This is a genomic window from Pseudomonas sp. Pseusp97, assembly GCF_047304025.1.
GTDB lineage: Bacteria > Pseudomonadota > Gammaproteobacteria > Pseudomonadales > Pseudomonadaceae > Pseudomonas.
Map to the genome: position 1 here is coordinate 1 of NZ_JBGLYK010000176.1, position 12,447 is coordinate 12,447.

11 protein-coding genes and 1 tRNA gene are annotated in these 12,447 nt (G+C 65.5%); 8 read left to right on the top strand and 4 right to left on the bottom strand.

Going from position 1 to position 12,447, the window contains the following annotated elements; all coding sequences use genetic code 11:
* The first annotated feature begins 180 nt into the window (after positions 1–180).
* Positions 181–360, top strand: a complete 180-nt coding sequence (locus ACCC94_RS22455; protein WP_413351788.1) for a hypothetical protein — start codon at positions 181–183, stop codon at positions 358–360.
* A gap of 38 nt (positions 361–398) precedes the next feature.
* On the opposite strand, the gene ACCC94_RS22460 is transcribed toward ACCC94_RS22455, so the two are convergent.
* Both ACCC94_RS22460 and ACCC94_RS22465 read right to left on the bottom strand, forming a co-directional pair.
* The gene (locus ACCC94_RS22460; RefSeq protein ID WP_413351789.1) at positions 399–992 is read right to left on the bottom strand and encodes a hypothetical protein; all 594 of its coding nucleotides are present in this window, start codon (positions 990–992) and stop codon (positions 399–401) included.
* Positions 993–1,204: 212 nt separating this feature from the next.
* Positions 1,205–1,281: transfer RNA gene (locus ACCC94_RS22465), tRNA-Arg, on the bottom strand.
* A 658-nt stretch (positions 1,282–1,939) separates the two neighbouring features.
* Between ACCC94_RS22465 and gabD the strand changes: the two genes are divergently transcribed.
* From gabD to ACCC94_RS22480, 3 genes are all read left to right on the top strand, one after another.
* Positions 1,940–3,391, top strand: a complete 1,452-nt coding sequence (gabD, locus tag ACCC94_RS22470; protein WP_088415861.1) for an NADP-dependent succinate-semialdehyde dehydrogenase — start codon at positions 1,940–1,942, stop codon at positions 3,389–3,391.
* Positions 3,392–3,592: 201 nt separating this feature from the next.
* Positions 3,593–4,873: a 4-aminobutyrate--2-oxoglutarate transaminase gene (gene gabT / locus ACCC94_RS22475; protein WP_413351791.1), complete on the top strand. Its 1,281-nt coding sequence runs from the start codon at positions 3,593–3,595 to the stop codon at positions 4,871–4,873.
* 247 nt (positions 4,874–5,120) lie between these two features.
* Entirely contained in the window at positions 5,121–6,317 is a 1,197-nt protein-coding gene (locus tag ACCC94_RS22480; RefSeq protein ID WP_413351792.1) for an HDOD domain-containing protein, read from the top strand.
* A 4-nt stretch (positions 6,318–6,321) separates the two neighbouring features.
* Here ACCC94_RS22480 and ACCC94_RS22485 read toward each other — a convergent pair whose 3' ends face one another.
* Positions 6,322–7,029 carry a hypothetical protein gene (locus ACCC94_RS22485; protein WP_413351793.1) on the bottom strand — a complete coding sequence of 236 codons (708 nt, stop codon included), beginning with the start codon at positions 7,027–7,029 and terminating at the stop codon, positions 6,322–6,324.
* Between the two features lie 12 nt (positions 7,030–7,041).
* The gene (argH, locus tag ACCC94_RS22490; protein WP_413351794.1) at positions 7,042–8,436 is read right to left on the bottom strand and encodes an argininosuccinate lyase; all 1,395 of its coding nucleotides are present in this window, start codon (positions 8,434–8,436) and stop codon (positions 7,042–7,044) included.
* Between the two features lie 234 nt (positions 8,437–8,670).
* Here argH and ACCC94_RS22495 point away from each other — a divergent pair, with 234 nt between their 5' ends.
* The 4 genes from ACCC94_RS22495 (at position 8,671) to ACCC94_RS22510 (ending at position 12,299) form a co-directional block, all read left to right on the top strand.
* Entirely contained in the window at positions 8,671–9,741 is a 1,071-nt protein-coding gene (locus ACCC94_RS22495; RefSeq protein WP_413351798.1) for a sensor histidine kinase, read from the top strand.
* A 4-nt stretch (positions 9,742–9,745) separates the two neighbouring features.
* Entirely contained in the window at positions 9,746–10,492 is a 747-nt protein-coding gene (gene algR / locus ACCC94_RS22500) for an alginate biosynthesis regulator AlgR (RefSeq protein WP_017521347.1), read from the top strand.
* 113 nt (positions 10,493–10,605) lie between these two features.
* Positions 10,606–11,544 (top strand): hydroxymethylbilane synthase, encoded by a 939-nt coding sequence (gene hemC, locus ACCC94_RS22505; protein ID WP_413351795.1) that lies wholly within the window; start codon positions 10,606–10,608, stop codon positions 11,542–11,544.
* On the top strand, positions 11,541–12,299 hold the full coding sequence (locus tag ACCC94_RS22510; RefSeq protein ID WP_413351797.1) for a uroporphyrinogen-III synthase: 759 nt from the start codon (positions 11,541–11,543) through the stop codon (positions 12,297–12,299). Before hemC ends, ACCC94_RS22510 begins: the two co-directional genes overlap by 4 nt.
* Positions 12,300–12,447 lie beyond the last annotated feature (148 nt).

Here is a 12,447-nt window from a genome sequence, read left to right on the forward strand (position 1 = left end):
CGCCGGTACAGCCGCCCGAAGCCGTGCCGCAACCGGTCACGCCCGCCGCGGCGGAAACCGTCGCCCACGTCTCCCGCCCGCTGACCCAGGAACAGCAATTGATGGAGCTGCAGCGGCGCAACCTGCCGTACGAGGAGTACCGCGACGAGTACCGGCGGATCATGGGGCGCTGAGGCAGGCATGGCGTCGCTGATCGAGCTGTTCGTTCAGTTGTTGCTGGTCGATTCCATCGCCCATGATCGTGACGCGCCAACCTGGATCAAGCGCTACCGGAAGCCCCTCAGGATTGCGCTGATCCTCTCGGCAGTCGTGGTACTCCCGCTCCTGGGGCTGGTGCTCTGGAGACTCATCACCGGCTGAACGAAGAGCCCGTCCCCGCGACTGCGTTGCTGCGGCAATCAGAACCAGCCGCCGCCCGACAGCTCCTGCTCACAGCTCTTGTACTGGGCGCCGTACAGCGAGGCGCGCGCCTGGACCTTCTGCGACACGGTCTTCAGCCACGGTTTGGCGTCGTAGCTGCGCTGGCGATAGCCGCCCCAGCCCTCGTGGTAGTTCAGGTACTGGCCGTAGGCGTCCCACTTGGAGACGCGGTTCACGCTGTAGGTCTTGTTCATGTACCAGCCCATGAAGTCCAGCGCGTCGGCGAAGTCGTCGCGGTCGGCGCCCCAGCCGCCGGCTTCCTTCTTGTAGTCCGCCCAGGTTTCGTCCTTGGCCTGGGCGTAGCCGTAGGCGGAGCTGACGCGCCCCCAGGGGATGAAACCGAGGAAGTAGTAACGCGGTGGCAGGGCGTCGTGCTTGAAGGAGGACTCCTGGTACATCATCGCCATCGGCACCTGGATGGTCCCGCCCCAGCGCTTCTGCACCTGCAGCGCCGCTTCGTGCCATTTCGGCTTTTCGCGGAATATTTCGCAAAGGTTCTCGGGGTGCGCCGGAGGCTTGGTGGCGCAGCCGGCAAGGGCCAGGAGCAGGGCGGGCAGCAGAAGCCGGAGCATGGGCGGGTGGTCCTTTTCTCGCGCTATGGCGCAAGGCTTATACAACCTTGGATGGCGAAGAGGAATCGTCGGGCGTCGAGGGTTTCCTGGCCCCCGACTGCAGCCGGCAGGCGTGGTCTGCGCGGCTGCTCGCCAGAAACGGAAAAGCCCGCTCGGGGCGGGCTTTTCAGGTGGTTCCGCAGATTGCCTGAGGCACTCTCGAAACAGGAAGGTGGCGCACCAGGCGGGATTCGAACCCACGACCCCTGCCTTCGGAGGGCAGTACTCTATCCAGCTGAGCTACTGGTGCGTAACGCCGCGGCTGGCGCGGCAGGCGGCAATCATACGCATCTCCCGTGCGGGCGTCCAATGCAGGTACGCTCGTTCATGATATCGAACGAAAACAGCCGCCTGTCGGTAGAAAGCCTCCGAAAACCCGCGGCAACCTGATACCTTCATTGGTTTTGTCGAACGAGCTATTGCCCTTTGCAGTCGAGGGCCCTAGGATTCGTTTGAGATTTCAAACGCCTCCCCATCACAACAACAGGAGACCGGAGCATTGGCATCACACCAGCCGGCCATCAGCCTGCGGGATGACAGTCTTCCGTTGCACCCACCGCATGTCCCTTGTGACAGGTCTCCGTGCGGCTTCCGTCGATCAGCGTACCGGAAGGTTGTAGGGCAGTCGTACTCCTGGGCCGAGCCCGGGAACCTGTGCGTGAACGAGTTCAACCAGACCGGGCAATGACCCCGGCCTGCGTTTTTTCGTGTCCGCATGCCGAGCGAACTAAGAGCCGTTCGCCGGGCGTCGCCTCCATAGCAGGGCGACATTCGCCTCCAGCGTCGATACTGATCGGCCGGAGCGAATGAACGGCAGAGACCGCGGTCTCTCCCATCCAGACAACAAGGCAGGCGGGGACTTCAGGTCGACCCGCCGTCCACAGGCTTTCCTCGAAAGGAGACAGGTCATGCAACTCAATGATGCCAAGCTGTTCCGCCAACAGGCTTACATTGACGGTTCCTGGGTCGACGCCGACAACGGCAAGACCATCAACGTGAACAACCCGGCCACCAACGAGATCATCGGCACCGTGCCGAAGATGGGCGCAGACGAAACCCGTCGCGCCATCGAAGCCGCCGACAAGGCCCTGCCGGCCTGGCGTGCACTGACCGCGAAAGAGCGCGCCAACAAGCTGCGCAAGTGGTTCGACCTGATGATCGCCAACCAGGACGACCTGGCGCGCCTGATGACCATCGAGCAGGGCAAGCCGCTGGCCGAAGCCAAGGGCGAGATCGCCTACGCCGCCTCCTTCCTCGAGTGGTTCGGCGAAGAAGCCAAGCGCATCTACGGCGACACCATTCCGGGCCACCAGCCCGACAAGCGCATCATCGTGATCAAGCAGCCGATCGGCGTGACCGCGGCCATCACCCCGTGGAACTTCCCGTCCGCGATGATCACCCGCAAAGCCGGCCCGGCCCTGGCCGCTGGCTGCACCATGGTGCTCAAGCCCGCTTCGCAGACTCCGTACTCCGCCCTGGCCCTGGCCGAGCTGGCTGAGCGCGCAGGCATTCCGAAGGGTGTGTTCAGCGTCGTCACCGGCAGCGCCGGCGAAGTCGGCGGTGAGCTGACCAGCAACCCGATCGTGCGCAAGCTGACCTTCACCGGCTCCACCGAGATCGGTCGCCAGCTGATGGCCGAATGCGCCAAGGACATCAAGAAAGTGTCCCTGGAACTGGGCGGCAACGCTCCGTTCATCGTGTTCGACGATGCAGACCTGGACGCCGCCGTCGAAGGCGCGCTGATTTCCAAGTACCGCAACAACGGCCAGACCTGTGTCTGCGCCAACCGCCTGTACGTCCAGGACGGCGTGTACGACGCCTTCGTCGAGAAGCTGAAGGCCGCCGTGGCCAAGCTGAACATCGGCAACGGCCTGGAGCAGGGCGTCACCACCGGCCCGCTGATCGATTCCAAGGCGGTCGCCAAGGTCGAAGAGCACATCGCCGACGCCGTTTCCAAGGGCGCCAAGGTCCTCACCGGCGGCAAGCCGCACGCCCTGGGCGGGACCTTCTTCGAGCCGACCATCCTGGTCGACGTGCCGAAGTCTGCCCTGGTGTCCAAGGACGAGACCTTCGGCCCGCTGGCGCCGGTGTTCCGCTTCAAGGACGAGGCCGAAGTCATCGCCATGTCCAACGACACCGAGTTCGGCCTGGCTTCCTACTTCTATGCCCGCGACCTGGCCCGCGTGTTCCGCGTCGCCGAGCAGCTGGAATACGGCATGGTGGGTATCAACACCGGCCTGATCTCCAACGAAGTGGCGCCGTTCGGCGGCATCAAGGCCTCGGGCCTGGGCCGTGAAGGTTCGAAGTACGGCATCGAGGACTACCTCGAAGTCAAATACCTCTGCCTCGGCGGTATCTGATCGGTTTTTTCCGTGGGCGCAAGGTGGCAGGCAAGAGCTGACAGCCACCTTCGCGCCGGCGTTTTCCGGTGGTAGCACCGGACAACCCGTCCGGCGGGCCGCAAGTGCCGCGACAGTCGATCATCGTATGCTGTCGTGTGTGGCTTCTCCCCGCTTTCATCCTTTGATCCGGTCGCCCGATGAGCGGCCACTGAGGAAGCTATGAGCAAAACCAACGAATCCCTGCTGCAACGTCGTCAGGCCGCCGTACCGCGCGGTGTAGGCCAGATCCACCCGGTCGTCGCCGAGCGCGCCGAGAACTCCACCGTGTGGGACGTCGAAGGTCGTGAGTACATCGACTTCGCCGGCGGCATTGCCGTTCTGAACACCGGTCACCTGCACCCGAAAGTGATCGCCGCCGTTCAGGAGCAACTGACCAAGCTGTCCCACACCTGCTTCCAGGTGCTGGCGTACGAGCCCTACATCGAGCTGGCCGAAGAAATCGCCAAGCGCGTTCCGGGCAACTTCCCGAAGAAGACCCTGCTGGTCACCTCCGGCTCCGAAGCCGTTGAAAACGCCGTGAAGATCGCCCGTGCCGCCACCGGCCGCGCCGGCGTGATCGCCTTCACCGGCGCCTACCACGGCCGCACCATGATGACCCTGGGCCTGACCGGCAAGGTCGTTCCGTACTCCGCCGGCATGGGCCTGATGCCGGGCGGCATCTTCCGCGCCCTGGCTCCGTGCGAACTGCACGGCGTGAGCGAAGACGAGTCGATCGCCAGCATCGAGCGCATCTTCAAGAACGACGCTCAGCCGCGCGACATCGCCGCGATCATCATCGAGCCGGTGCAGGGCGAGGGTGGCTTCTACGTCAACTCCAAGTCCTTCATGCAGCGCCTGCGCGCCCTGTGCGACGAGCATGGCATCCTGCTGATCGCCGACGAAGTACAGACCGGCGCTGGCCGTACCGGCACCTTCTTCGCCACCGAGCAACTGGGCATCGTTCCGGACCTGACCACCTTCGCCAAGTCCGTTGGCGGTGGTTTCCCGATCTCCGGTGTTTCCGGTAAAGCCGAAATCATGGACGCCATCGCTCCCGGCGGCCTGGGCGGTACCTACGCCGGCAGCCCGATCGCTTGCGCCGCGGCCCTGGCCGTGCTGAAAGTGTTCGACGAAGAGAAGCTGCTGGAGCGTTCGCAAGCCGTTGGCGAGAGCCTGAAGGCGGGTCTGCGCGACATCCAGGCCAAGCACAAGGTGATCGGCGACGTTCGTGGCCTGGGTTCGATGATCGCCATCGAGCTGTTCGAAGGCGGCGACCACAACAAGCCGGCCGCTGAACTGGTCAGCAAGATCGTGGTTCGTGCCCGCGAGAAAGGTCTGATCCTGCTCTCCTGCGGTACCTACTACAACGTGATCCGCTTCCTGATGCCCGTCACCATCCCTGACGCGCAGCTGGAAAAAGGCCTGGCCATCCTGGCCGAGTGCTTCGACGAACTGGCCTGAGCCTTACCGCTCTAACGGTTCAAGAGAAAGGCCCGCGCAAGCGGGCCTTTTTTTGTGCCGTATTTTTTGTGAGAAATGTCCGCCGAAGTTAAGGGCGCGCAGGGGAAAGCTCGTGGGCTTTGGACTACGCTGCGCTGTATCCGAAGGCCGCTGGCCGACGGCATCCGAAGGACCGGGCATTCGACAGGGAAGCTCTGGATCGGTTGTTCCGTCCGCGGCGGCAAACGTCCCGAACGAGGTGTGATCCATGAGCGATTCGCCCGGCGTGCTGGTCGCTGCCAGCGACCCCTGGAGTCGCGAGCTGCTCGGCCAGCTGGTGCTGAGCGTGCGCTGCGACGCGAAGGTCGAATTCTGCGCAGACGGTGACACGGCCATCGAAGCCTGTCGCCGACTTCCCTTCGCCCTGATTCTCGCCGAGCGCGAGCTGCCCGGCAGCGATGGGCTGGAATTGCTGCGCCACGTGCGCCTGCGCCGCCGTGGGCCGCTCGCCCAGGCGTTCATCCTGATCAGCTCCAAGGCCGATGCCGCCAGCGTGCGCGCTGCCCTGCCACTGGCGCCCACGGCCTACCTGGTCAAACCCTTCAACGCCGAGAGCCTGCGCGAACGCCTGCGCGTGCTGCTGCTGGCGCCAGGGGAGAATGTCGTCTGCGACCTGCCGACCCTGGAGGACAGCCTGTCGCTGGAGCGCTTCCTGCAGACCGAGCGCGACGCCACAGAGGGCGCGCCGCTGATGGGCGAAGTCGGCGCGGCGGTGAACCGCTGCATGGAAGCCAGTGACATCAACCTGGAGATACTCGAGCAGCAGTTCGGCCACGATCCGCAGATCACCGCCTGCCTGATCTCCGCGGCGAACAGCGCGGCCCGGCACGTCGGCATGCCCTGTCAGACATTGATGCAGGCGCTGTCGCGCCTGGGCGTGGCGCAGGCGCTGAACCTGATGCTGGCGGTGGCGCTACAGCGCGCCGCGACCCTCGACGACCCGCTGCTCAAGGAGCGTGCCGAGCACTTCTGGGAGCTGTCCCGGCATACTGCCGATGCGGGCTTTGCCCTGGCCGAGTCCCTCGGCGCCGATGCCGACCGCTGCTTCACCGCCGGCCTGCTGCATTGCCTGGGCGATCTCGCATTGCTGCGCAGCCTGCAGGACTGGCACAGCGCGGGCGGCGAGCTGAGCGAAGCCGAGGTCGATAAGATCCTGAAAGAACATGGCGCGAGCTTCGGTTCCGCGCTGCGCACCCGCTGGCGCCTGCCGCTGGAGCTGCGCAATCTGATCGCCGCCGCCTACGCCATCGAAAACGGCGTTTTCAGTCGCGAAGCCCTGATCGTCAATCTCGCCGCGACTGCAGCGCGTCTGCCGGAAGAGGAGCTGCCCAGGCTCAAGGACCACAAGGCCACGCGCATGCTGCAGCTGACGCCGGCGCAGCTGGGCTACCTCGGGCGCACCTGAGTCCTCAGGTGTAGTAGTACTTCTTCGCCCAGGCGTAGGGGCGTTGCTTTTCGGCGCACCAGTCCACGAAGCTGCCGTCGGGGCGAGCCGAAAAGGCCTGCCAGTCATCCAGCAGCGCCGTGAGCTGCGCGACTTCATCGGCCTGGCGAGTGAACGGACCGGCGTCCGGCGCCTCGGCGATGAGTCCGGTCGCGAGATCCAACGCTTCGCGCGCGTCTGCCGGTTCGCCGATGAAAAACCCCTCGTCCAGATGGTGCGTCGCGTAGTCCGCGGCGCCCAGGGCGAAATCGATCAATCGGCAGCGAACAGCGACATCGTGCGGGCCGACCGCCAGCGCGCGGCGCAGGAGGTCGCCATCATTCTGCAGCAATCCCAGCCAGCGCAGTGGCGCATGCGCCGTCGGTTCGCTGTCGATCCAGGCTTGCAACGTCGGGAACAGGAAGCGTGCCAGCAGCGGCTGGGCGAGAAACTGGTGGGCTTCGCGGGTCCGGCCGTGCAGCTCGACGATCTGCAGGGCCTGTTCGCGCGCCGCCAAGCTGTCGGACGCGGGAGCATTTCGCAGGTAGTCGTCGAGGGCGGCGAACGCCTCTCGGCGCAGGCCTCGACTGCGGGCGCGGGCGTATTCCGCCAGCGCCTGCAGGCCGGGCAGGCTCGCCAGTGCATCAGCGAGCCGTTCCAGTCCTTCGAAGTTATCCTGGTTCCAGTAGTGCATGAAGCGATGCGTTTAGCGCGCGGCCAGCAGTTCCTTGCCGCGCACGACGGCGGCGCGGACCTGGTTCGGCGCGGTGCCGCCGATGTGGTCCCGGGCGTTCACCGAGCCTTCCAGGGTCAGCACGGCGAACACGTCGTCGTCGATCTGGTCGCTGAACTGGCGCAGCTCGTCCAGGCTCATCTCGGCGAGGTCCTTGCCGCTGTCCACGCCGTACTTCACCGCGTGGCCGACGATTTCGTGGCAGTCGCGGAACGGCAGGCCACGGCGCACCAGGTAATCGGCGAGGTCGGTGGCGGTGGAGAAGCCGCGGCGCGCCGCTTCGCGCATGATCTCGCGCTTGGGCTTGATCGCCGGAACCATGTCGGCGAAGGCGCGCAGGCTGTCGCGCAGGGTGTCGGCGGCGTCGAACAGCGGCTCCTTGTCTTCCTGGTTGTCCTTGTTGTACGCCAGCGGCTGGCCCTTCATCAGGGTCAGCAGGCCGGCGAGGTGGCCGAACACGCGGCCGGACTTGCCGCGCACCAGCTCGGGGACGTCCGGGTTCTTCTTCTGCGGCATGATCGAGGAGCCGGTGCAGAAGCGGTCGGGCAGGTCGATGAACTGGAACTGTGCGCTGGTCCAGAGCACCAGTTCTTCGGAGAAGCGCGACAGGTGCATCATCGCGATTGAGGCGGCGGCGCAGAATTCGATGGCGAAGTCACGGTCGGAGACGCCGTCCAGCGAGTTGCCGGAGATCGCTTCGAATCCCAGCAGTTCGCAGGTGATGGTCCGGTCGATCGGGTAGGTGGTGCCGGCCAGCGCGGCGCTGCCCAGGGGCATCCGGTTGGCGCGCTTGCGGCAGTCCACCAGGCGCTCGTAGTCGCGGCTGAGCATTTCGAACCAGGCCAGCAGGTGATGGCCGAAGGTTACCGGCTGCGCGGTCTGCAGGTGGGTGAAGCCGGGCATGATGGTATCCGCTTCGGCTTCCGCCAGGCCCAGCAGGCCCTGCTGCAGGCGGGTGATTTCGGCGAGGATCAGGTCGATCTCGTCGCGCAGCCACAGGCGGATGTCGGTGGCCACCTGGTCGTTGCGCGAGCGGCCGGTGTGCAGCTTCTTGCCGGTAACGCCGATGCGGTCGGTCAGGCGCGCCTCGATGTTCATGTGCACGTCTTCCAGGTCGACGCGCCAGTCGAAGGTGCCGGCCTCGATCTCGCTCTGGATCTGCTTGAGGCCAGCGATGATGGTGTCGCGCTCGCTGTCCGTCAGCACGCCGACCTTGGCCAGCATGGTGGCGTGGGCGATGGAGCCCATGATGTCGTGGCGGTAGAGGCGCTTGTCGAAGTCGACGGAAGCGGTGAAGCGGGCGACAAAGGCATCGACGGGCTCGCTGAAGCGGCCGCCCCAGGACTGGTTGGTCTTCTCTACGCTCATGACTCTCTCTCGCTGAAACGGGCAGGCGCGGCGCGCGGCCTGCAGGAAGGGCAAAGTGCGACGATAATAGCAGGCTGCAGGGCAAAACCGGCGGCGCTTTGGCGTGTTGCGGCCGGCGAGCGGCGGGCCGATTGTCGCGGGTGACCGAGCCGATCCTTGCGCTGGCCGACAAATCCAGCGTTTTGCCATCACGCGGCGCTTGCCGCCATGCAGGCGCTTACGGAAACTGCGCGGATGCCCAGACTGACGAAGACCGGCGACCAGCCGGCGCCCAACGAAGATTTCTTCATCCCCGAACTCTGCCAGCCCGAGGCGCTGTTCAGCCTGGTGCTGCTCGCCGAGCTGCTGGTGCTCGTGCTGGTACTCGCCGAGCCGATGACACCGAGCTTCAACTGGGTGCGCCTGGCGCTGTCGTCGCTGTTCGTGCAGTGGATCGTGCTGCTCTCGGCCGGTTTGCTCTGCCAGCTGCGACCCTTCATGGCGCGCTGGCCGGCCTGGTTCTCCGGACTGCTCAGTTGTGCGCTGGTGATCCTGCTGACCCTGGGCTGCACCTGGGTGGCCGACTACTTCTCCCTGGGCGGGCCGATGTCGCGCACCGGCGAGGTCAATCTGTACCTGCGGCATGCGTTGATTGCGCTCATCATGTCCACGCTGTTGCTACGCTACTTTTATCTGCAGAGCCAATGGCGACGGCAGGAACAGGCCGAATTGCGGGCGCGGATCGAATCGCTGCAGGCGCGCATCCGTCCGCATTTCCTGTTCAACAGCCTCAACAGCATCGCCAGCCTGATCGAGATCGATCCGGGCAAGGCCGAGCTGGCGGTGTTGAATCTTTCGGACCTTTTCCGCGCCAGCCTGGCCAAACCTGGAACATTAATTTCCTGGGGAGAGGAACTTGAGCTGGCCAGACGCTATCTTTCCATTGAGCAGTTCCGTCTTGGCGACCGGTTGCAGATGGACTGGCGGGTGAGCGGCGTGCCCGATGGCGTGCCGATTCCGCAGCTGACGCTGCAGCCGCTGCTCGAAAACTCACTGATTTATGGCATCCAGCCGCGCATCGAAGGCGGTCTGGTGAAAGTTGAGGCGGACTACCGTGACGGTGTGTTCCAGCTCTGCGTGAGCAACCCTTACGACGAATCGACAGAGGCACTGCCCACGAAGGGAACCAAGCAGGCCCTGCAAAATATTGCAGCGCGACTTGCGGCACTTTTCGGGCCAAAAGCTAGTCTCACCGTCGAACGCCGTGACGGACGGCACTTCACCTGTCTACGCTATCCATGTGCGCGTCTCATGCAGGAAGCCTGAGCTTATGAATGTCCTGATCGTCGATGACGAACCCCTGGCGCGAGAGCGCCTGGCCCGGCTGGTGGGGCAACTGGACGGCTATCGCGTCCTCGAGCCATCCGCCAGCAACGGCGAAGAAGCGCTGACGCTGATCGACAGCCTGAAGCCGGATATCGTCCTGCTGGATATCCGCATGCCCGGCCTGGACGGGCTTCAGGTGGCCGCCAAGCTGTGCGAGCGCGAAGCCCCGCCGGCGGTGATCTTCTGCACCGCCCACGATGAATTCGCCCTGGAGGCGTTCCAGGTCAGCGCGGTCGGCTACCTGGTCAAGCCGGTCCGCAGCGAGGACCTGGCCGATGCGCTGAAGAAAGCCTCGCGGCCCAACCGCGTGCAGCTGGCGGCGCTGACCAAACCCCCGGCCGCCGGCGGCCCCGGCCCGCGCAGCCACATCAGCGCGCGGACCCGCAAGGGCATCGAACTGATTCCGCTGGAAGACGTGATCTTCTTCATCGCCGACCACAAGTACGTGACCCTGCGCCATGCGGGCGGCGAAGTGCTGCTGGACGAGCCGCTGAAGGCGCTGGAAGACGAGTTCGGTGATCGCTTCGTGCGCATCCACCGCAACGCGCTGGTCTCCCGCGAGCGCATCGAGCGCCTGCAGCGCACGCCGCTGGGGCATTTCCAGCTGTACCTGAAAGGACTCAATGGCGATGCGCTGACCGTCAGCCGCCGCCATGTCGCCGGCGTGCGGCGACTCATGCATAACCTGTAGCGACACAGTGCCGCAGCGCGTGAAGCCCGGGGGGCGGCCCCCGGGCTTTTCGTTTGCGTGAGCTGTTATCATGCGGGCACTTTCTTGCACGCTTCCTTTGCCTGGAAATGCCCATGTCCCGCGAAATCCGTATCGCCACGCGCCAGAGCGCCCTGGCACTCTGGCAGGCCGAATACGTCAAGGCCCGCCTGGAACAGGCCCACCCCGGCCTGACCGTGACCCTCCTGCCGATGACCAGCCGCGGCGACAAGCTGCTGGACGCACCGCTGGCGAAAATCGGCGGCAAGGGCCTGTTCGTCAAGGAACTGGAAACCGCCCTGCTGGACAACGAAGCGGACATCGCCGTGCACTCCATGAAGGACGTGCCGATGGACTTCCCCGAAGGCCTGGGCCTTTACTGCATCTGCGAACGTGAAGACCCGCGCGACGCCTTCGTTTCCAACACCTATGCGAGCCTGGACGACCTGCCTGCCGGCAGCGTGGTCGGCACCTCCAGCCTGCGCCGCCAGGCCCAGCTGCTGGCCAGCCGACCGGACCTGCAGATCCGCTTCCTGCGCGGCAACGTCAACACCCGCCTGGCCAAGCTCGATGCCGGCGAGTACGACGCCATCATCCTCGCCGCCGCCGGCCTGATCCGCCTCGGTTTCGAGGGCCGCATCCGCTCCTCCATCAGCGTCGAAGCCAGCCTGCCGGCCGGCGGCCAGGGTGCGGTGGGCATCGAGTGCCGTACCGCCGATGCGCAAATCCACGCCCTGCTGCAGCCGCTGCATCATCGCGAGACCGCCCTGCGGGTGACCGCCGAGCGTGCGCTTAACAAGCGCCTGAATGGCGGCTGCCAGGTGCCTATCGCCTGCTACGCCATCCTCGAAGGTGACCAGCTGTGGCTGCGCGGCCTGGTCGGCCAGCCCGACGGGACAGAACTGCTGCGCGCTGAAGCCCGCGCGTCCTCTGCCGAAGCCGAAACTCTCGGGGTGAAGGTGGCGGAAGACCTGTTGGGCCAGGGCGCCCAGGAAATCCTCAACGCGGTCTACGGCGAGGCCGGCCACCCGTGAGCCGCTGGCGGCTGCTGCTGACCCGTCCCGAAGAGGATTGCGCGGCGCTCGCCGCCACCCTCGCCGAACACGGTATCCACGGCGACTGCCTGCCCTTGCTGGCGATCACGCCGCGCGAAGAGACACCCGTCGAGCGCAGCCTGATCCTTGACCTGGACCGCTACTGCGCGGTTATCGTGGTCAGCAAGCCCGCGGCGCGCCTGGGCCTGGAGCGGGTCGACCGCTACTGGCCGCAAGCGCCGCTGACCCAGCGCTGGTTCACCGTCGGCGCCGCCACGGCGGCTATCCTCGAAGACTACGGCCTGGATGTGGTCTGCCCGCAGGAGGGCGACGACAGCGAGGCCCTGCTGGCCCTGCCGGAGTTCGCCCAGGCCCTGCAGGTGCATGATCCGAAGGTGCTGATCATGCGCGGCGAGAGTGGCCGAGAATTCCTCGCCGAGCGCCTGCGCGGCCAAGGCGTGGCGGTGGACTATCTGGAACTCTACCGGCGCGAAATGCCGGCTTATCCCCAGGGTGAATTGCTGCGGCGAATCCAGGGGGAGCGTTTGAACGCCATCGCGGTCAGTAGTGGGCAGGGGCTGGAACACCTGCGTCAGCTGGCGGCGGCGGATTGGCCGCAAGTCAGTGCCATGCCGTTGTTCGTGCCCAGTCCGCGTGTGGCTGAACAGGCGCGGGAGATGGGCGCGCTGCAAGTAATCGATTGCCGGGGCGCAAGCCCAGCGGCATTAATGGAAGCGTTGAGAAGCGCCGACTAGAACAATTTTCGAGCGAAGGATGGATCTGTGAGCGAAGCCGTCACTCCCCAAGAGACTTCACCAACATCGTCCAGTCCGGCCGCCGCGCCGGCCCCACGCAAGGGCGGCACGGGCATCGAGCTCATCGGGGTTGGGCAGGCTATCCAGG